22 protein-coding genes are annotated in these 21,001 nt (G+C 44.2%); all 22 read right to left on the minus strand.

Features of this window, described 5'->3' with window-relative positions:
* Window positions 1–292 precede the first annotated feature (292 nt).
* The gene (gene spoIVB / locus D3H55_RS11170) at window positions 293–1,579 is read right to left on the minus strand and encodes a SpoIVB peptidase (RefSeq protein ID WP_119546988.1); all 1,287 of its coding nucleotides are present in this window, start codon (window positions 1,577–1,579) and stop codon (window positions 293–295) included.
* A 276-nt stretch (window positions 1,580–1,855) separates the two neighbouring features.
* The gene (gene recN / locus D3H55_RS11175; protein WP_119546989.1) at window positions 1,856–3,559 is read right to left on the minus strand and encodes a DNA repair protein RecN; all 1,704 of its coding nucleotides are present in this window, start codon (window positions 3,557–3,559) and stop codon (window positions 1,856–1,858) included.
* Window positions 3,560–3,575: 16 nt separating this feature from the next.
* Window positions 3,576–4,025, minus strand: coding sequence for a transcriptional regulator AhrC/ArgR (gene ahrC, locus D3H55_RS11180; protein ID WP_119547018.1), 450 nt, complete (start codon window positions 4,023–4,025; stop codon window positions 3,576–3,578).
* 342 nt (window positions 4,026–4,367) lie between these two features.
* Window positions 4,368–5,195: a TlyA family RNA methyltransferase gene (locus D3H55_RS11185; protein ID WP_119546990.1), complete on the minus strand. Its 828-nt coding sequence runs from the start codon at window positions 5,193–5,195 to the stop codon at window positions 4,368–4,370.
* A 2-nt stretch (window positions 5,196–5,197) separates the two neighbouring features.
* Window positions 5,198–7,090: a 1-deoxy-D-xylulose-5-phosphate synthase gene (gene dxs / locus D3H55_RS11190; RefSeq protein WP_119546991.1), complete on the minus strand. Its 1,893-nt coding sequence runs from the start codon at window positions 7,088–7,090 to the stop codon at window positions 5,198–5,200.
* A 35-nt stretch (window positions 7,091–7,125) separates the two neighbouring features.
* On the minus strand, window positions 7,126–7,740 hold the full coding sequence (locus tag D3H55_RS11195; protein ID WP_119546992.1) for a CNNM metal transporter family protein: 615 nt from the start codon (window positions 7,738–7,740) through the stop codon (window positions 7,126–7,128).
* A 715-nt stretch (window positions 7,741–8,455) separates the two neighbouring features.
* Entirely contained in the window at window positions 8,456–9,343 is an 888-nt protein-coding gene (locus D3H55_RS11200) for a polyprenyl synthetase family protein (RefSeq protein WP_276310231.1), read from the minus strand.
* Entirely contained in the window at window positions 9,340–9,576 is a 237-nt protein-coding gene (xseB, locus tag D3H55_RS11205; protein WP_119546993.1) for an exodeoxyribonuclease VII small subunit, read from the minus strand. Before xseB ends, D3H55_RS11200 begins: the two co-directional genes overlap by 4 nt.
* Window positions 9,576–10,925 carry an exodeoxyribonuclease VII large subunit gene (xseA, locus tag D3H55_RS11210; protein WP_119546994.1) on the minus strand — a complete coding sequence of 450 codons (1,350 nt, stop codon included), beginning with the start codon at window positions 10,923–10,925 and terminating at the stop codon, window positions 9,576–9,578. Before xseA ends, xseB begins: the two co-directional genes overlap by 1 nt.
* Before the next feature lie 166 nt (window positions 10,926–11,091).
* Entirely contained in the window at window positions 11,092–11,949 is an 858-nt protein-coding gene (gene folD / locus D3H55_RS11215) for a bifunctional methylenetetrahydrofolate dehydrogenase/methenyltetrahydrofolate cyclohydrolase FolD (RefSeq protein WP_119546995.1), read from the minus strand.
* A gap of 15 nt (window positions 11,950–11,964) precedes the next feature.
* Window positions 11,965–12,360, minus strand: a complete 396-nt coding sequence (gene nusB / locus D3H55_RS11220; protein ID WP_119546996.1) for a transcription antitermination factor NusB — start codon at window positions 12,358–12,360, stop codon at window positions 11,965–11,967.
* A 367-nt stretch (window positions 12,361–12,727) separates the two neighbouring features.
* Window positions 12,728–13,150 carry an Asp23/Gls24 family envelope stress response protein gene (locus D3H55_RS11225; RefSeq protein WP_119546997.1) on the minus strand — a complete coding sequence of 141 codons (423 nt, stop codon included), beginning with the start codon at window positions 13,148–13,150 and terminating at the stop codon, window positions 12,728–12,730.
* A 58-nt stretch (window positions 13,151–13,208) separates the two neighbouring features.
* A complete protein-coding gene (accC, locus tag D3H55_RS11230; protein ID WP_119546998.1) occupies window positions 13,209–14,561 on the minus strand; it encodes an acetyl-CoA carboxylase biotin carboxylase subunit in 1,353 nt (450 codons plus the stop codon).
* 12 nt (window positions 14,562–14,573) lie between these two features.
* The gene (accB, locus tag D3H55_RS11235; protein ID WP_119546999.1) at window positions 14,574–15,089 is read right to left on the minus strand and encodes an acetyl-CoA carboxylase biotin carboxyl carrier protein; all 516 of its coding nucleotides are present in this window, start codon (window positions 15,087–15,089) and stop codon (window positions 14,574–14,576) included.
* A gap of 379 nt (window positions 15,090–15,468) precedes the next feature.
* On the minus strand, window positions 15,469–16,038 hold the full coding sequence (locus D3H55_RS11240; protein ID WP_119547000.1) for a SpoIIIAH-like family protein: 570 nt from the start codon (window positions 16,036–16,038) through the stop codon (window positions 15,469–15,471).
* Window positions 16,039–16,052: 14 nt separating this feature from the next.
* Entirely contained in the window at window positions 16,053–16,709 is a 657-nt protein-coding gene (gene spoIIIAG / locus D3H55_RS11245) for a stage III sporulation protein AG (protein WP_119547001.1), read from the minus strand.
* Window positions 16,699–17,313 (minus strand): stage III sporulation protein AF, encoded by a 615-nt coding sequence (gene spoIIIAF / locus D3H55_RS11250; protein WP_119547002.1) that lies wholly within the window; start codon window positions 17,311–17,313, stop codon window positions 16,699–16,701. Before spoIIIAF ends, spoIIIAG begins: the two co-directional genes overlap by 11 nt.
* 11 nt (window positions 17,314–17,324) lie before the next feature.
* On the minus strand, window positions 17,325–18,518 hold the full coding sequence (spoIIIAE, locus tag D3H55_RS11255) for a stage III sporulation protein AE (protein WP_168413049.1): 1,194 nt from the start codon (window positions 18,516–18,518) through the stop codon (window positions 17,325–17,327).
* A 28-nt stretch (window positions 18,519–18,546) separates the two neighbouring features.
* On the minus strand, window positions 18,547–18,939 hold the full coding sequence (gene spoIIIAD, locus D3H55_RS11260; RefSeq protein ID WP_205685475.1) for a stage III sporulation protein AD: 393 nt from the start codon (window positions 18,937–18,939) through the stop codon (window positions 18,547–18,549).
* A 13-nt stretch (window positions 18,940–18,952) separates the two neighbouring features.
* Entirely contained in the window at window positions 18,953–19,159 is a 207-nt protein-coding gene (gene spoIIIAC, locus D3H55_RS11265) for a stage III sporulation protein AC (protein ID WP_119547005.1), read from the minus strand.
* 18 nt (window positions 19,160–19,177) lie between these two features.
* Window positions 19,178–19,693 (minus strand): stage III sporulation protein SpoIIIAB, encoded by a 516-nt coding sequence (gene spoIIIAB, locus D3H55_RS11270; RefSeq protein WP_119547006.1) that lies wholly within the window; start codon window positions 19,691–19,693, stop codon window positions 19,178–19,180.
* Complete coding sequence (spoIIIAA, locus tag D3H55_RS11275) at window positions 19,694–20,617, minus strand: stage III sporulation protein AA (protein ID WP_119547007.1); 924 nt, start codon at window positions 20,615–20,617, stop codon at window positions 19,694–19,696. It abuts the gene before it with no gap.
* Window positions 20,618–21,001: the final 384 nt, after the last annotated feature.

The following is a 21,001-nucleotide window of genomic DNA, read 5'->3' on the forward strand; positions in this document are numbered from 1 at the left end:
CGAAAAAAACTCAAAAATTAAATGTTTTCTTTAATTTACTCTTATTTTCTCTTAATTTCGACCTGATTCGATAAAGCATTATTGGTTTGTCGAAAAATCTTCAAACCCATTTTATCAGATATCTGAGGGCAAAAAAATCAGGGGCAATTGGAAGTTCTGAAATGGTGAACTTTAAACTAGATGTCGCATGGCTAGCTTATTATGGTTTGCTGCTTTAAAGCCTCTTCAAACTGCAAATTGTTTTGTTTCCTCTCGCTGTCCTATTAAAAAAACAGACGGTATTAACCGTCTGTCAGCTCGCTTTTTCTCTTTCTTCCTCATAAATATCTATCCCGGCTTCATTCAGCATCCACTCAATATGGACCCCGTATCCCGAAGTAGGATCATTAACAAATACGTGTGTGACTGCGCCGATCAATTTGCCGTCCTGGATGATCGGGCTTCCGCTCATCCCCTGGACAATCCCCCCGGTTTTTTCTAAAAGATCAGGGTCTGTTACCTTTAAGACCATCCCTTTTGTGGCAGGGAATTTCTGCGGGACCGTACTTACGATTTCTATATCATAAAGCTCTACATCTTCCCCGTCGACAACTGTCAAGATTTGAGCGGGACCTTCTTTAACCTGGTGCGACAATGTTATCGGCATGGCTTTATCCATCATGCCGTTTTTGATGTCCCTGTTTAGTTTTCCGAAAATACCGAATGGGCTGTTTCGTGTGATATCACCGATGATATCTTTTTCACCTGTGAATCTGGCCAGCTTCTCCCCCGGTTTACCATTGCTGCCCTTCTCAATTGATGTTACCGTGCTGTGAAGAATCTCTCCATCTTCAACTACAATCGGTTTCTTTGTGTCCATATCTGAAATGACATGACCAAGAGCTCCGTACTTCTTAGACTCGGGATCATAAAAAGTCATCGTGCCTATACCGGCTGCTGCATCACGAATATACAAGCCAAGCTTATAGGAATTTTCATTGCTGTCTTTCATCGGCTGAAGCTCAGTTTCAATCTTTTCTTTATCCCTTCTCAGGACCACTTCAAGAGCATCTGCATTTTCTCCTGCCTCTTGGACAAAAGGGGCCACATCTGCCAGCTTTTCAATCTTTTTCCCATTTATTTCTGTGATCATATCTCCGACTTGTATTCCCGCCTTCTCACCAGGGGATACTTTGCCGCCTTCGGTTTGCACTAAATGGTGACCTACCACCAGCACACCCAAAGTATTGAGTTTTACTCCAATAGACTGACCTCCTGGAATCACCTTGAAGTCTTTGATGACTTCAACGTCAACTTTTTTTATCGGGACGCCGGAAAGTTCCAGAAGGACCTCTTCCCTCCCAACATTGTCACCTTGGATGGTTAAGGCATCCTTGGTATCACTCAAGGCAAGTTTCGAATGTGATCCTGCCATTGCTGAGACTGAAGCAGCCTTCGGAAGAGTAACTTCTTCACCCTGCATCATGACTATATTGTTTGGTAATTGTATATATTCTTGTACTGGTTTCATAAAACCTATGAAGCAAAGTGAAACAAGGAGAATTCCACCAATCAGTTTCCTCAATAAATCTGAATTCATTTTTTCACTCTCCTCGCTTCTAATCCACACACACTTTCTTCTTGGCTACAGTTTTAATTTTGCCTTGATACAGAACATTTATAACCTCAGATAAAGAAAAAAAGCTACCCATTTTGGATAGCTGTGGGAATACTGTCAAAGGTGAATAGAAATTAAGAAATCAACCATAGTAAGTTTAAACTTAAACTATTGGTTCAATTTTATACCTGTTTCCCCATGGAAAAGGAACCAAAATTAAAAAGCTCCATAACCAGGATGGTTGTGGAGCTTCATGTTTCATTTACTTTTAATTGATTCAGCAAGGCCGAGCAGTTCTTTTGCATGTTCTCTGGTAAGGTCCGTGATTTCAACACCTGAAATCATCCTGCCTATTTCCCGGATTTTTTCCTCTTGGTTCAAGGACGTTACAGATGTACTGGTCCGTCCGCCTGCTGATTTCTTGGCGATATATAGATGGGAGTCTGCCATTGCAGCCACTTGCGGCAGATGTGAAATGCACATTACCTGTGAATTGATTGAGACCTGATAGATCTTTTCCGCAATGGACTGTGCTACCCTGCCGCTGACGCCTGTATCGACCTCATCAAAGATGATGGAGGTGATTCCCTGATGTTTGGAAAAGATGGTTTTCAGGGCGAGCATGACCCTCGAGAGTTCTCCGCCGGAAGCCACCTTGGACAGGGGCTTCAGAGGTTCGCCAGGGTTTGTGGAGATGTAAAATTCTATCTGATCTGCACCGTCTTTTCTATACTTAAAAGGCTGAGTCTCTGAAGGCTCTTGAATAAAACGCACTTCAAAAGTCGTCTTATCCATGTAGAGTTCCTTCAATTGTTCATGAATCCGGGCAGTCAGCCTTTTGGCAGCCTTCTTACGTATGCCCGATAATTGCTCCGCTTCTAAGTACAAGTCTTTCTCAAGTGATTTAAGCCGTTTCTCCAGATCATGGATCAGCGTATCCTTATTTGAGACGGTTTCTATTTCCTCTTCTATCTGCGCGCTGTACTCCAGAACTTCTTCAATTGAGTTCCCGTATTTCCTCTTCAAGGTATTGATCTCATTCAGTCGGCTTTCAATAATATTCAGCCTGTCCGGTTCAAATTCAAGCGCATCCAATTCAGCACGAACAGATCCAGCTGCCTCTTCGAGTAAATAATAACTATTGGAGATCGTTTCCATCAGCCCGTTGTATTTATCATCCACTCCCGCTGCACCTTCGATATGGCTCATGGCTAATCCTGCCCAGTCAAGTCCGCGCCCTTCACCTTGGATGCTTGTGTAACAGTTTTGAAGGGAATCAAACAGTCTTTCAAAATTCATCAATTTATTCTTTTCTTCTAATAGCGCCTCATCTTCCCCCGGCACAAGTGCCGCTTTTTCAATCTCTGAAAGTTGAAATTGGATCAGGTCAAGCCTGTGGGCCATCTCCTGCTCATTTTCATTATATTTCCTTAATCGGCTTTGTACGGTCTCGAATTCCTTAAAGACTTCTTTATAATTCAAAAGAGAAGATTTCAGTTCTTTCGAAGCAAATTGATCCAGCAAAGTGAGATGAAGTGTTTCATTCATCAGTTCCTGATGTTCATGCTGGCCATGAATGTCTATCAGGGTGGAACCCAGCTCCCTGAGAATCGCAATCGTCACAAGCTTTCCGTTTATGCGGCAGACACTTTTCCCCTGGCTGGAGATATCCCTTCTTAGCACGATCATCCCTTCTTCAACATCAATCCCGAACTCCGCTGCTTTTTTATAACAAGGATGGTTTTCATCTTCTAATGTAAACAATCCTTCAATTTCAGCCTTTTTCTCACCATGCCTTACAAATTCTGAGGAGCCCCTGCCGCCGACCAGCAGATGGACTGCATCTATAATGATGGATTTACCGGCACCTGTTTCACCAGTCAAAACAGTAAGTCCCTCTTCAATGGATATGGTCAGTTCATCAATGATTGCAAAGTTTTTAATCGAAAGTTCCTGTAACAATACTTTTTCACCTCAATTAGAGCATATCTAGAAATTGCTGCGAAATTTTTACTGTATCCTGTTCTGTCTTGCAAATGATCAAGCAGGTATCATCACCGCAGATGGTACCAAGAATTTCTTCCCAGTCAAGATGATCGATCAATGCGCCAATAGCATTTGCATTGCCCGGCAGAGTTTTCATCACCAGCATATGCCCTGCAGTATCAACCTTTACAAATGCATCCGTCAATGTCCTTTTCAATTTCTGAAGCGGATTGAACCTCTGGTCTGCAGGCAGGCTGTATTTATAACGGCCGTCCATCAGCGGGACCTTCACCAGATGAAGTTCCTTAATGTCCCGGGATACCGTGGCTTGAGTGACGTTGAAATTCGCGTTTTTCAATCGGTCAACAAGTTCATCCTGCGTTTCTATATCATTGTTGGAAATAAGTTCCCTGATTTTGATTAACCTTTGCCCTTTATTCATCATAACTCCCACACACCTCTTACTTGTTAAACTGCTGTATATTTATACTTCTATATTCATGTTAGCTTATTTGTATTATTATCACAATAAAAAACAATCCGTAACAGGTTTTCCCATTCAGGTGACATAATGCCGTGCTGTATGCGAATGAAAAAAGTATTCAATACTGTAACAAAAAGGGACCCGATTGTGAGAACGTAATTACACCAGAAGGGGGCACCCGCCGATTTGCTGTGCCATCCCGGATGGGTCAATAAACCAACTGCAATAAATCTCCTTGTCCAATCTGCCCTTCTTTGTCTGCTGCCAAAAGAAAAAGAATAAACGAGTCGTTTATTCTTTCTACTTTGCCTTAAATTCATTTTGGGCTTCGTCTACAATCGATTGTATAGGATAAGTCATGTGGTTGACGCCTGCTTCTTTCTCGCCTTCCCACAAAAGATGAATAAGAAATTCGATGTTTCCTTCTCCGCCTGTAATCGGGGAATAAGAAAGATCTCTTACGTCATATCCTTCACGAATAGCCAGGCTGACAATCTTTTCGATGACTGCCAAGTGGACTTTTGGATCTTTGACTATCCCTTTTCTACCGACTTGCTCTTTCCCCGCTTCAAACTGCGGTTTAATCAATGCAATCACATCACTGCCGGGAACCAGAAGGGTCCTAAGTACTGGCAGGATGAGTGAAAGAGAAATGAACGATACATCGATTGTCGCAAAGCCAGGCATATCTGCAACCAGATCCTCGGGTTTTACATACCTGAAGTTGGTTCTTTCCATTACGATAACTCTTTCATCCTGCCTCAACTTCCAGGCAAGCTGATTATATCCAACATCAAGAGCGTATGATAATTTCGCTCCATTTTGGAGGGCGCAATCTGTAAAGCCTCCTGTTGAGGATCCGATGTCTATCATCGTCTTTCCTTCGACGCTTAGATCAAACTGTTTTAAGGCTTTTTCCAGCTTCAGCCCGCCTCTGCTTACATACGGAAGAACATTTCCTTTCACCGTAAGCGGGATATCTTCGTTGACTTTTTCACCGGGTTTGTCAAGCCTGGATTCCTTAGAGTACACTAACCCAGCCATGACTGCCCGTTTTGCTTTTTCTCTTGTTTCCGCTAATCCACGTTCCACAAGAAGTACGTCTAATCGTTGTTTTTTTACTTTCATCTTCAAGCCCTTTTTTGTTTTTTTGGTGTCATGGAGTGAATTCGATCTACGACATTCTCGGTCGTCATTCCGATTTCCTTCAGCAGTTCTTTTACGCTGCCATGTTCAATGAATTTATCAGGTATTCCAATACGTTCGATTGTCACATCATTAAAGCCATGATCATGGGCAAATTCAAGGACCGCACTGCCGAATCCTCCCTGAAGGACAGCCTCTTCTATCGTCAGAATCGGCATATTTTCACCCATTATGCCTGACAGCATCTTTTCATCCAGCGGCTTAATGAAACGGGCATTAACGACCTTGACGGAAATCCCTTGTTTTTCAAGCTGTTCTGCCGCTTCCAATGCCATCGGAATGGTTGTACCGAAAGTAAGGATTGCAGAATCGCTGCCTTCTCTTAATACTTCCCATTCACCAATTGGTATAGTCTTCAAATCCTTGTCCATTTTTACGCCCAAACCGTTTCCTCTTGGGAACCTGAGGGCAATCGGACCATCATCATAGTTGATCGCTGTATTGACCATATGCTGCCCTTCATTTTCATCCTTCGGCATCATCAATACCATATTAGGCAGGTGGCGCATAAAGGAAATATCAAAGACCCCTTGATGGGTTTCTCCATCTGCACCGACAAGGCCAGCCCTGTCGATACCGATGAAAACATTAAGATTCTGCCGGCAAATATCATGCAGGACCTGATCGTAAGCTCTCTGCAGGAAAGTTGAATAGATGGCAAGGAAAGGTTTCATTCCCTGAGTCGCAAGACCTGCAGAAACCGTCGCAGCATGCTGCTCTGCAATCCCCACATCAAACATGCGGTCAGGGAACTCACTTGCAAATCCTTCCAGTTTCGAGCCTACCGGCATAGCCGGAGTGATGGCCACAATCCGCTCATCCTCCCTTGCCAGCCTGCGGACCGTTTCACTTACTAAGCTGCTCCACGCCGGAGGGGCATTTACAGGTTTGATCAAATCACCTGAATCCATCTTGTAGGGGCCGGTACCATGCCATGTTCCTTTGGTGTCTGTCTCAGCGGGTTGAAAGCCCTTTCCTTTCTTGGTGATCACATGCAAGATCACTGGACCTTCCGTTTTTTTAGCATATTGAATATTATCAAAAAGGTCATTGTAATCATGGCCGTCAATAGGGCCGAGGTAAGTAAAACCCATTTCCTCGAAAAACATCCCGGATACAAACAGGTACTTCAAACTGTCTTTGACTCTCTCAGCAGTGACAGTCAGCTTGCCGCCTACAGCTGGAATTTTTTTCAGGATATATTCCAATTCATCCTTCACCCACTGATATTTCCCTGCCGTACGCAGCCTTCCCAGCACATTATGAAGGGCTCCTACATTAGGGGCTATGGACATTTCGTTATCATTCAAGACGACGATCATATCTTTTTGTTCATGACCGATATGGTTCAAAGCTTCAAGTGCCATGCCCCCTGTCAACGCACCATCCCCGATTACCGGGATAATGAAAGAATCTTCTTTCTTTACATCCCTTGCAATGGCCATTCCCATTGCAGCAGATAATGAAGTGGAGCTGTGGCCTGTTTCCCAAACGTCATGTTCACTTTCCACCATCTTCGGGAAACCGCATAAGCCCTTATACTGCCTGAGGGTGCCGAATTGACCCGCACGCCCTGTCAGGATTTTGTGGACATAAGACTGATGCCCGACATCCCAGAGGATTTTGTCTTTTGGACTGTCAAAACATTTATGAAGGGCAATCGTTAGCTCCACCACTCCCAGATTGGGGCCGATATGACCGCCGGTTTTTGATAAGGTCTCTATCAGGAATTTTCTTATATCACCGCTCAACTCTTCAAGCTCTTGCTGTGATAACGACTTTAGAAAGGAAGGGTCTTTAATTGATAACAGATCCATCCAGTTCACCAACTTTCATAACTAAATGTTTGGTTTCAATTTTCACGTTTTTTTCGCTGTTTGTCTTTTTTATCTCTTTTGTCTTTAATGATGCTGATATGAAATTTATCCTCAACAAATTGTAACACTTTTCCTACTTGAAAGATAATATCCTTGGAGTATTGTATAGCCAATGTCTTACCAAGGGCTTTTCCGCCTACCGTCAAGGCAGCAATCAAGCTTGTCAGAAGAACATTGAGGGAATATTCCACTGGCGAACCGCTATTGATCTGCAGATCAAGCGTCAGCCCGATGAGCACTATGGCTGCTGCAGCACCGCTTATGATGCCGGAAATGTCACCGATCACATCATTACAAAAGCTGGCAAATCGGTCCGCATTACGAACGATTTTGATGGACTGCCGGGCACCATACACCTTTTTGGCGGCCATAGCATGGAAAGGGGTTTCATCGGCAGCCGTGGCAGCTATCCCAAGCATATCAAAAAAGATACCTATGAAAACAATGATAAGCACTACGATCAGGCCGATCACCCAGGTAACTTCGTTTAATATCAAATTAGAAAAGATTGAAAAAAGAGCCGCTAACACAAACGTGATAACGGCAATGCTAATACTCCATTTTATTGAGTTTTTCATTACGTCCTTCATAAAGGCAGTTACACACCGTTTCTTAATTAAGAATCTATGTTATTGAATACGTCTGAGTTCGTCATATGTAGAAGGGATGGTCATACATTAAGTAAAAATTGCAGCTTAGGTCCAGTAGGTTTTCCCAATCAGGTACCGGATGTCGCCATACCGGCGGTTTCCCTTTAAACCCGACTTAACTGTGTCACCAGCAGTTAGACTGGATTACCACTTAGTCCGCACCATAATCCTCAATATATGTCACAAACGGAACAGTCTAGGAGTTTTCCTCAACAATCTTTAACCAGGTTCTTAGCCTCTTTTGCAAAGTGGATTTCATATGGGCGAAAAAGTACATATCAATGGCCAACTGATGTGTACCTTGTAACCATAATCCCCTCTCACTTCACTCAAGGCAGGCTACGCTGCTAGCGGTTGCTGCCGCATTGCAGGTCTATACTCCGTCCTGATTGCTCATGCATAATGCCGGCCTGGACGGAACCTCCGCGGTGCAAGGGTCAACGCCCACATGCCATTGTGGATCGCCCTTGCACCTTACTCCCAGCTTCGACCCAAGGCTGGGCGCCTCAAGCCGAAACAAGGAACTTCATCGATGTGCCCTTTAGTGGATTTTTAGGCCCACCTTCGGAACTGGTAGCTTGACTAGAATACTGCACCATCCCTATTCAATTATCTTCATTGTAGCATAAATTAAACAATTTCTCAAATAGGCAGATTAATGATCCCTTGATGCAATCAAATCAGCAATTTGGAAAAGGAGGCCGTTACCTATATCCGATTCAGCCAGTGCTTCCTTGCTTTTCTCCAAATGAAACCTGAGCTTTTCCTTTGCGCCTTCAAGAGTCAAAATCGCCGGATAGGTGCTCTTGAATTTATTGATATCACTGCCGACAGGCTTACCGATTTTCTCTTCGCTTCCTTCTACATCCAGGATATCGTCCTGAATTTGGAAAGCAAGCCCGATATGGAAAGCATAGTCTTTCAGCAGCCGGATCTGCTGTTCTCCTGCATCTGCAAGAATGGCGCCTGCCATCACACTATATGCAAGCAGCCGGCCGGTCTTGTTTCTGTGGATGTATTCAAGCTCTTCCACCGATAGGGATTTGTTTTCGCCTTCCATGTCTGCAGCCTGGCCGCCGACCATTCCTTCAGGGCCGGCCGCTTTTGCTAACAATGAAATCAACTGGAGCCTCTTTTCGGCAGGAATGCCCTTGGTGCCGGCAAGCACTTCAAAGCTGTATGTGAGGAGGCCGTCTCCTGCCAGGATTGCTGCTGCTTCACCAAACACTTTATGATTGGTCGGTTTCCCACGCCTGAGGTCATCATCATCCATGCTCGGAAGATCATCATGGATAAGGGAATATGTATGAATCATTTCAAGGGCTGCAGCAGCATCCAGACCGATTCTCGGATCTTTTCTAAAGGCTTGCAGAGTCGCGAGGAGGAGAATAGGACGGATCCTTTTGCCTCCGGCTTTCAGGGAATAGTCCATTGCTTCTTTCACCGTTACGGGGGCATCCAGTCTTTGCATCAGTTCATCCAGCTTGCTTTCAACCAGCTCTTTATATGTTCCGGTAAACCCTTCAAGCGTTATAGCTGTCACGAATTCTCCTCCTCAGACAAAGCGAATTCTTTTTCTCCTTCATCAGTCATCAATTTCGTCATTTGTTTTTCTGCATGTTTTAACGTGTCATGACAGTATTTGGACAATTCCACTCCCTTTTGGTATTGATCCAAAGCCTCCTCCAATGGAACTTCTCCTTCCTCAAGGCGCTGAACAATCTTTTCAAGGTTTTCCATTGCTTCTTCAAATGACATTTTTCTCTTTTCAGCCATCACTTATCACCCTCCTCAATAGTATCAACATGGCAATGCAGTTTTCCATCCTGCAGGTGTACGGTTATTTTTTCCCCTTCTGCCACCGTACTTCTTGTTTTGACCAGTTTATCATTATGGGAATAAACAAGGCTGTATCCCCTATCCATGATCTTTAACGGGCTCAATGCCTCCAGCGTGGATATGGCCCTTCCGAATTCGTTCTGCTTATGCTTTAAAATGTTGGTGAAATTGATTTGTAATTCTTTAGCCAAACGATCATGCTGCTCATTTTTTTGCTTCCAAAGCCTCCCGGGATGGACCCTTTTCAAGCCGGAAGCCAGATGTCCCAATTTATCAGCCTGACTGTCCATTCTCAGCTGCTGTGCACGGTTGAGTTTATCTGTCAGGCGGTCGATCGCTTCGATCTTCTGTTCATACAATTTGCGGGGGTTCCTGAACACAATTGAGGATCCGATATTCTTCAGCCTGGCCCTTTCGCTTTCCAACCGTGACTTCATCCCTCTGATAAGCAGGATTTTCCGGCTCAGAACCCTTTCCAGGAGCTCATCAATGTGGGGAACAGCCAGCTCTGCAGCTGCAGTCGGAGTGGGCGCCCTCATATCTGCAACAAAGTCGGCGATCGTAAAATCCGTTTCATGTCCGACGGCAGATATAACCGGGATCGTTGAATTGGCAATTGCGATGACCACTGTCTCCTCATTGAAAGCCCACAGTTCTTCTATTGATCCTCCGCCACGGCCTGAAATCAATACATCGATCTCTTTATTTTCATTCGCTTTCTTAATACAATCGGCAATTGACCTGGCAGCACGTTCCCCTTGCACCAATGCAGGATAGATCAAGATCTCGCCAACAGGATATCTGCGTTCGATCGTTGTGATGATATCCCTTACCGCAGCACCTGTCGGAGAAGTGATCACCCCGATTTTCCGCGGGAATCTCGGGATCGGCTTTTTCCTCGCTTCATCAAAAAGACCCTTCTTTTCAAGCTTTTCTTTCAACTGTTGAAAAGCAAGGAAGAGGTCTCCAATCCCATCTGGCTGCATTTCTTTTACGTACATCTGATATTGGCCCCCGGCCTCGTAAACAGAAATATCGCCCCTGACCAATACTTTCATTCCATTTTCAGGATTGAACTTCATTGAAGCATTGGCAGAAGAAAACATGACAGCCAAAATCCTTGCTCTTTCATCTTTAAGAGTAAAGTACATGTGGCCGCTTGAGTGTCTTTTGAAGTTAGAGATCTCCCCTTTGACATAGATCCCCGAAAGATGCGGATCTTTATCAAATTTTCGTTTTATGTATTTTGTCAACGCCTGGATTGTCAGGTATTGAGGGTCTTCCATTGGTTATGCATCTCCCCTCTGTCCGGGTATGTGTTTCCATACTGATGTGGATTTCCTATGTATAATCCTTAACAAAAAGCTGCTTCCTTTGGATGGAATGCAGCCTTTAGTTAAGGATCATTATTATTTTAACAAAAAAACCGACAGGATGTCCCGATAAGATTCTTTATGCTTCCAGAAGACTTCTTCTGGCACTTTTCACAGTATTGAACATAAGCATGGTTATTGTCATTGGACCTACGCCTCCAGGTACGGGGGTAATGTAGCCGGCTATATCCAAGGCACTCTCAAAATCGATATCACCGCAGAGCTTACCATCTTCATCTCTGTTCATCCCCACATCGATGACAACAGCACCCGGCTTGATATCGTTCCCGTGAATGAACTTGGCTCTTCCAGCAGCTGAAATCAAAATATCCGCATCCTTTGTGTAAGATGACAGATTTTCCGTTTTAGAATGGCAATAGGTCACTGTGGCGTTTTCCCTCAGGAGAAGCTGCCCTGCCGGCTTTCCGACTATATTGCTGCGCCCTACCACCACCGCATGTCTGCCTCCGAGCTGAATGTTTTCATATTCCAGCATCTTCAAGATCCCAAATGGGGTACAAGGCAGGAAGGCATCTTTTCCTATCATCATCCTGCCAATATTGACAGGATGGAATCCATCGACATCTTTATCCGGGGATATCTGATCAATCACGTTTTCAGTCTGAATTCCTTCAGGCAGCGGCAGTTGGACAAGAATCCCGTGAATGGAAGGATCCTGATTCAGCTGGTCAATCTTTCCCAGCAGTTCCTTCTCACTAACATTATCATCATACTCAATTAACACAGAGTAGATCCCCATCTCTTCGCAGGTCTTTCGCTTCATCCTCACATACGTTTGTGATGCTGGATTTTCACCTGCCTGGATGACAGCCAGACCGGGGACTACACCTTCTTGTTTTAATTGTTTCACTTCTTCTGCAATGGAATTTCTATAAAAATGGGCAATCTTCTTTCCATCGATCAATTTCGCGGGCATATAACTCCCCCTTACTCACTGTTCTTCAATCATTGAATTCACTTTGGAAAGCACACCGTTGATGAATTTCCCTGACTGGTCATCACCGTATGCCTTGGCAATTTCAATGGCTTCATTGATGACCACTTTGTTAGGCACGTCATCAATCTCCAGCAATTCATATACAGCAACCCGCAGGATATTCCTATCCACTTTCGCGAGCCGGTCAAATGACCATTTTTCAAGGTTTTCCTTGATCAATCCGTCAATCTTTTCTTTATATACTGCCGCACCTTTGACAAGGGCTTCAAGATATTCGTCAGAAGGTGCATCTTCGTATACATTTGTCAATGCCTCATCGGCAGTCATTCCGGACATATCCATCTGAAATAACGCTTGTAAAGCCTTTTCACGCGCTGTACGTCTTTTCATTACTTTGTACTCCTTTAATCTCATCTGATTTCATCATATCAATGATAATAGCATAACTGAGCCTATGAAAGCACGTAAACACCAATTAATCCTCTATTCAGAAAATTTCACGACTGCGTATACACCGCCAAAAAAAACTGTGCCGCTTGATTTTCACTCGGTCAAGCTGGACATCCGCCGGGATTCCTGCCGAAGCCTGCCTGCATGCTGAACTTACAATACCCGGTGACAATCGGTTCCATTCGACGAAAGAGACTATGGCGGCAATGATTAGTAAATCAATATAAGCCATCCCTCAAATATTCGGCCATACAAACAAAAAACCAAAGGCACGGGCCCTTGGTTTTTGCTTTTAAAGTATGGAGCTTTACTGCTCTTCCTCGAGCTCCTGTTCATTCTTCTGGTTCTCAAATTGTACTCCAACGACATGGATGTTGACTTCATCCGCTTCCAGAGCTGTCATGTTAAGAAGCGCTTGTCTGATGTTATCCTGGATCTTCTGAGCGGTACTTGGAATTGAAACTCCGAACTGCATGATGCAGTAAACATCAACTTGGATGCCTTCCTCTGCAAGTTCGACTTTGACTCCCTTACCATGATTCTTTTTGCCCAGTCGTTCCACAACACCGCTGGCAAAATTACCGCGCATTTGGGCAACGCCTTCCACCTCGGAAGCTGCAATGCCTGCAATCACTTCAATTACCTCGGGTGCTATTTCAATTTTACCTAAACCGTCTTTCCCATGTGACATTTGAAGCAGGGCTTGGTTTTGGTTTTGATTTTCAGCCATGAATGTACACCTCCACTGATTTCGCCTTTACCATATTTTTATTATAACACAGCTTTCATCAGGACTTCATTACCTCATGCAATTCCAGGAATTTCGTGTTGAAATCGCCGCTTACGAATGTTTCGTGATCAAGCACCTTCAGATGGAACGGGATGGTTGTGTGGACACCTTCAATGACGAACTCACTTAATGCCCGCTTCATCCTGGCAATTGCTTCCTCCCTTGTCGCACCGTACGTTATCAGCTTGGCGATCATGGAATCATAGTAAGGAGGAATCACATATCCCGGATACGCAGCGGAATCAACCCTTACTCCAAGCCCTCCAGGCGGCAGGTATAAGTCAATCTTCCCTGCGGAAGGCATAAAGTTCTTTTCCGGGTTTTCAGCATTGATACGGCATTCCATTGACCATCCGTTGAATTCGATATCTTCCTGCTTCAACGAAAGCTTTTCACCGGAAGCCACCTTGATCTGTTCCTTGATGAGGTCAACCCCTGTCACTTGTTCGGTAACAGGATGCTCAACCTGGATTCGGGTATTCATCTCCATGAAATAAAATTTATTGTTGACATGATCAAAGATGAATTCCACCGTTCCTGCACCTGAATAATCCACAGCTTGTGCAGCTTTTACTGCTGCCTGCCCCATCTGTTCCCTTGTTTCGCCATCAAGCGCAGGTGATGGAGTCTCTTCAATCAGTTTCTGAAGACGTCTTTGAATTGTACAATCCCTTTCGCCAAGATGAATGACATTCCCAAAGTTGTCTCCAAGAACCTGAATCTCAACATGACGGAAATCCTCGATGAATTTCTCAATATAGACACCTGGATTGCCGAAAGCCGTCGCAGCCTCCTGCTGGGTGATATTCACACCTTTGATAAGGTCCTGTTCGGTCTTTGCCACGCGGATCCCTTTTCCTCCCCCGCCGGCGGTTGCTTTGATGATGACGGGATACCCGATATCCTCTGCCAACGAAACCGCTTCTTCTGCATCCTTCACGATTCCTTTGGAGCCGGGGACGATCGGCACTCCCGCTTCTCTCATTGTCTCTCTCGCCACATCTTTCGTACCCATCTTCGAAATGGCTTCAGGCGAAGGGCCGACAAACGTGATATTGCACTCACGGCACAGCTCTGCAAAATCGGCATTTTCAGCGAGGAATCCATACCCAGGATGGATTGCATCACAATCCGTGAGCTTTGCAACACTGATAATATTGGTGAAATTCAAATAACTGTCCTTACTTGCTGTAGGGCCGATACAATAAGCCTCATCAGCTAATTGTACATGAAGCGCTTCCTTGTCGGCCTCGGAATAAACGGCGACACTTTCTATTCCCATTTCGCGGCATGCACGGATCACACGTACGGCTATTTCTCCTCTATTTGCGACTAACAGCTTTTTTATCATATTGATCGCTCCTTATTCAGGCTTAACCAGGAATAACGGCTGACCGTATTCTACCAATTGTCCATCTTTTACTAGGATTTCTACAATTTCGCCTTTCACTTCTGCTTCGATTTCATTGAATAGCTTCATTGCCTCGACGATGCATACAACGGAATCTTCGCTGACTTTGCTTCCCGGCTTTACATAGGCACCTGCATCCGGAGATGGCGATTGATAGAATGTACCAACCATCGGCGAGACAATCTTATGGAGGTTTTCATCTGATGCCGATGCAGCCGGCGCTGTTTCCCCGGCAGGAGCTTCCGTTGCTTTAGGAGACTGCACAGGCGCTTGGGCAGCCGGCGCTGACACTACTTCTTCCGCTTTATGTACTTCGTTATTTTGGATTGCTGCTTTTTCTTCTACATACGTAACAGCCTTATTCTTTTTCATTTTGATTTTAGAACCATCAAGTTCATATGAAAACTCATCAATGCTTGATTGATCAACAAGTTTAATCAACTCGCGTATTTCTTGAATCTTTAACATAATGACACCCCTTAGAGTAATTAATCAAAATTAGGACTAGCTACTAATATCATACGATAAGACCTTGTAAGAATTCAATATGAGAATGAAACTAATCTTTCATGTCCGGCTGTATTTAATAGTTGGCCCTGTTTCTATTGTAAGCTTCTTTTGGATTTTTTCAAAACATTAGGTTGGTTGACTCTATTGGGGGCTGTTTGGTCAGTATTGACTAGTTGGCAGCGGTCGTGACTGCGCAGTTGTTGGTGAGCTGTTTATTAGATCTGATTTTTTTGGCACCGCTGCTTTTTTGGTCCATTCCTTGTTTTTTACTTATTCACAGGGGTGGCATTCCACACAAAAAAGCCTGCAGCTCTAAAAGCTGCAGGCTGTTCATTTATCAGTTTGCCGGCTGGAACTGGACGGCTACTTTTTGCATGGAGCCAATTTCATCTGTTACCAGGCGGATGATTTTGTTTGCCTCTGCGGTGGAATGTTCTTTTGCTTTAACAGTAACACGTACCTGCTCACCATCCGCTCTGACCAATGCATCTTCGTAGCCCATTGTCTTGATCATCGTTTCAAGCACTGTTTCAGTTGTGGCAAGCTCTTTAAGCTGATCCATTTGTTCGATTGCTTCATTTTTTTCCTCTATAGAAAGGTCAGCTGAGGCCAATTTGGTTTCCAAATCTTCTCTGCTCTTGGATCGCTGGTCTAAAAATTCCATACGAAGTGTTTCAAATACTTCGTCTCCTGCGGCTTCCGTCACAATATCCACTTCACCGTCAGCAGCCGTTTCTTCACCCTTGGATGTTTCTTTCGAAGCTTCCTCACCTTGTGCCGGGCTGTTCTCATCTACATTTGCCATATCTGCTGCCTGCTGTGAAGGTGAAGTGATGTAATACACAGATAAAACGATCACAAGGCTCAACATAGTCAATAACCATACAGTTTGCTTTTTCAATAACATATTTCATTTCCCCCTTAATTTTTAGGCATGACCGCTACACGATGGCTGGGAACATCCAGTGCACGCGTAACAGATTCAATGATCCATTTTTTCACTTGTATATTATCAGCACCCTTTGCTACTACAAGAACGCCGCTGATTTTAGGTTTTTTCGTTTCGAGAATAATAGGGACCTCTTCTTCACCCTTTCTGATGATGACGAGCTGCTCATCCGAAGATTGGTCTTCGATTGAACGGTTCCCCCCTTCCCGGTCAGTTTCCTTGGTCACCTGGGTTTGCATGGAATTGTTTTTCTCATATACTTTCCGCTCTGTGGATTCCACGTTGACGACAATGGTTGGATCACTCACTCCTGCTATTTGTTCAAGTGCTTCCTTCAACTGATTTTCGTACCGGTCCTCATAATCTTTCATTATGGAATCTTTGGAATCTTTATTTCCAAAAGCAGGAACCTCTTCCTGATCCGGATCGCTTTCAGTTTTCATGACCATCGCTGCCTCCCGGTCCGTGCCTCCCCACATGTCACTGATGAGCATGAAGGCCACACCAAACAGAAGGACGATCAAAAAATAGTGGAACTTACCCGGCTTTTTCCCAGGCGCCGCTGTCTCATCTGAATCTTTCATTAAGAGCTGCTGCAAGGCTTTTAGAGGACCTTTATCAAATTTCATTTCTTTTTCCTGCACCTCCTTCGATCGTGATCACTAGTTTGTCCTCTGGTATATCCCATTTTTCCGAAAGCATATTAGTTATCTCATGATTGCTTTCTTTCATGACAGGGATATTTTCGCTCGTATCGATTTCTACTGGTTTCACTGCAGTGACTGTTTCTTCTTTGGAGGTATCCAAATGAATTGACACAGATAAGATGCTCTCGGGCAGCTTATCAAGGTCTTCCGCGTCCAGCTCGATATGCTGTACTGTTAAACCATATTGTTCGATCATCTCCTTTTCTACATCATCTTTCATTTGGACAGCCATCTGTTCTAAAATATATGCACGTTGTGAGGCTTGTATTTCTTTTTTCTTCATTTCTACCGAATTTTCTACTGAAGCTGTTTGGACAGTACCCTCAAAATCGATTTCTGCAAGAGCTTCTTCAAAATCAGTGGCAAATAATTTTAAGATCGGGGTCAGGATTATCGTAATCAGAAGCAGCCCTGTAACGATTTTTGTATATTTCTGCATGTTGGAACTTGGGAGAAGCATATCAATCACACTGGCAAGCAAAATGAAAACGATGATATTGGTTACCCATTCCGTTAAAAATGACATCTTCCCCCTCCTTATCTCACCATTAAAGTGATATTCCCAGCAGCTATCATGATCGTAATGCTGAGAAAGAACATAAACGAAACAATCGCAAGGGCAGCAAATACATAGATGACGCTCTTGCTGATCGTATCCAGGCATGTGATGACCGGTCCTCCACCCAATGGCTGGAGCAAAGCTGCTGCCAGTTTGTAGATAAGTGCAATCATCAGGATTTTCATTGCAGGGAATGCGGCAATCATCAAAAGGATCGCTACACCTGCTATCCCGACCGTGTTCTTGAGAAGGACCGATGCACTAATGACTGTGTCTGCTGCATCCGTGAACATCCTGCCGATAACAGGCACAAAATTTCCGGTGACAAACTTTGCTGTTCTTACCGTTATGCCATCAGTCACTGCTGCAGTGGCACCCTGCACCGATATAACCCCCAGAAACACAGTCATGAAGATGCCGAGCAGTCCGATACTCCAGTTCCTTAACAGATTGGCGAGCTGTGTGACCTTGTATTGGGGCGACATGGCGCTGACGATACTGAGCAAGGCAGAAAGGAACAACAATGGAAGAACTATATTTTGGATAAGCAATCCGCTTGTATTCATCAGGAAGATAATGACCGGATGAAAAAAGGCGGCGGAAACCATTCCTCCTGATGATGCAATGAGTGCCAGAAGCAGGGGAATCAAGGCAAGGATAAAGTTAATCATCGTCCCAATCGCCTCTTTTGTATATTCAATCGCAACATGAAAACTATTAAGGGCAATGATGATCAGTACCATAAAGACAATGGCATAGGCAACCTTGCTCACATTCCCTCCTTCAAATGAGTTTTGCAGAGATTGCAGGAACATGCTGAATATCGTCAGCAATATCAAGGTGCCAAGGAGCTTTCCATTCGTAATCAATTCCTGGAAGGCAAAATGAAAAATTCCAGAAAACCATGCCTTAAAGGAGAACTGCTTGTCCCCTTTTATAAAATCGACCAAGCTCCCTTTCTGGCTCTCAGGCAAGAATCCTCCATATTGGGTCAGCACATCTTCCCAATAAATCTTCAGTTCGTCTATTTCCAATCTTTCCAGTTGATCTTCAAGCAGTTTTTCTCCCACTGGAGTGTCCTGTTCTGCGTCTTCCCCTTCTGCTTGAACGGCGGCCGTTCCGAGAATTAGATAAAATAGAGTACAACATATAATTAAAAATAATCGACGCATCTTTTCACCTCTATCGGCAGCAGAATCCCTATCCATTCGGTATCATATTGATGATTGTTTCAATGATGACAGTCAGGATCGGCACTGCCATTGCTAAAATTAGAACCTTCCCTGCCAATTCCACCTTTGCAGCCAAGGCACCCTGGCCCGCATCTTTTGTGATATGCGACGCGAATTCAGCTATATAGGCAATCCCGATTATTTTCAGGATTGTTTCCACATAAATCATGTTGATATTGGCGTTGGCAGCCAGTTTTTCAATCATTCGAATGATTTCGTAAATCTGATCTACCAGAAACAAGAAAATGGCGCAGCCAACGAATACAACGAGCAAGAAAGCAAAATTGGGTTTTTGCTCTTTAATGATCAATGCGAGGAAAGTGGATACTAAGGCAACTCCGACTACTTGTATGATTTCAATGGCTGATCCCCCCTCACCCTTGGAAGAGAAACACTGATTTTATCTTCTGGAATAAGTCATCAACAATCGAAGCAACCATAAACAGAATGTATATGAATCCGAAAAGTGTAACCCACTGGGCATACTCCTTCTTCCCAACCTGGTCCAGTATGGTGTGAAGGAACGCTACCACTATACCTACACCCGCTATTTTGAAAATAATATCGACTTCCATTCCCATCTTTTCCCCTCCTGATCATTACAGCAATAAAATGATGAGAAGCAGGCCTGAGAGAAACCCTAAACTTTTCGTCATTTTTTCATATCTCCTTTGCTTTTCCAATGCCTCTGCTTCTTCCCGTTCCAAATGAGTCAGTGTCAGCAGAATATGTTTTTGCTGGGTTAATCGGTCATGCTTTCCTAGGCTTTCACCGAATTGGGCAAGAATTTCGTATTCACTCGACTTTAAGGCGGTCATTTTCCATACTTCTTTAAGGCTTGCCTCCCAGGCCTCGCTTACAGTCGTTTCTTCAGTAGTGATCTTTTTAGAAAACACCTCGAAGAACCAGCCGACCGGTCGCTGAAGCTGCTGGGACAGCTTACGCGCAGCTTCGTGCAGAGGGGTATGTCCATACATGATCTCTGCTTCCAATGATTGCAGAGCCGATTTTAGTATCCTCAATTGCCGCGGCCTTTCGCTCAGATACCTTGAAGCTTCAAACCCTGCCCAAGAGGTTGATAGGATGATAAATACCGCACCGATGATCTTTATCATTTATGTCACACTCACTTTTCCCAGCAGTGACTCCCCCGCTTGATTTTTGATATCCCTGACCATCCCCGGATTCTCTTCTCTGGACAATTCAATAAAACGCTCTATCACATTCATTTCTATGATTTCTTTAAGATAAGGACGCTTTGAGACCTCTTCAAGCGTGTTACCGTGAGTTGTCATAACCAGGGTGATTCCAGCATTCACTGCTTCCAGCATGGCCTGGCCATCTTCCTTGCGCCCAATTTCATCTACAACGATGATATCGGGACTCATGGACCGGATGAGCATCATCATCCCTTCCGCCTTCGGACAAGCATCCAGCACATCCACCCGCGGTCCGAATCCCAGCTGAGGAACCCCATGGACACATCCGGCTATCTCTGACCGTTCATCAACAATCCCTACTTTGTATGGCTCTATCTTTTCATCTGGAATCCCGGTGGAGACCATTCGTGCTATGTCCCTTAACATAGTCGTCTTCCCTGTTTGCGGTGCTCCGATTATCATGGTGTGTTTCCACCTGCTGTCATACAGGAGCGGGGCTAAAGGTTCGGCGATTCCGACCGCTTCTCTTGCAACCCTGATATTGAAAGACGCAAGATGCCTGATCGCCTTAACCTTCCCTCCATCCAATATCACTTTTCCGGCGAGACCTACCCGGTGTCCGCCTTCAATAGTGATATATCCTCTTTTTAATTCCTCTTCCAATGTATAAAACGAATGGTTCGCTAACTTATTGATCAGCTGCTCACCATCTTTCCTAGTCACGATATAAGGAAGAAAATACGGTATGCCCCTGGCTGTCACCTCCAGCGGCCTGTCAATCCTGATTCTTATTTCTTCAATCAGCGGCTGGATATGGGGTGGCATTGCAACGATTTTTGCGGCGATAGTTGATGGAACGATTGATAGGATCTCTTCCATATTCCCTCCTCCTCAATTAACTGTTAACAATTCTTATGTCTTTGGTACATGCCATTTGTTATTAAAATGTATTCAGGGAATAATAGAATATGACTTTATTTGAAGAGAAAAGGGGCAGCTGTTTAATCCATTAAAGCACTAAAAGGGACTGTCCCTCTTAGTGCTTTAATGGATTAAACTATTGAAAAGGCTGTTTTCGCATATATTGATGCTTTCGGAAAAAATCCCAGGTGCCGGACTTTCCCCTGTATTCGAAGGTTTTACTCTCGAAAAAGAAAGAGCAGCTCTTTTCTTGCTGATCACCGGGGTTATTACAACAATTTACCAGGATTTTATTTTGAAATTTGTATTGAATAGCAACAAATTTTATGAAAAGATCCATAA

Source organism: Bacillus salacetis, from assembly GCF_003581585.1.
In the GTDB taxonomy this organism is placed as follows: Bacteria; Bacillota; Bacilli; order Bacillales; family Bacillaceae_B; genus Rossellomorea; species Rossellomorea salacetis.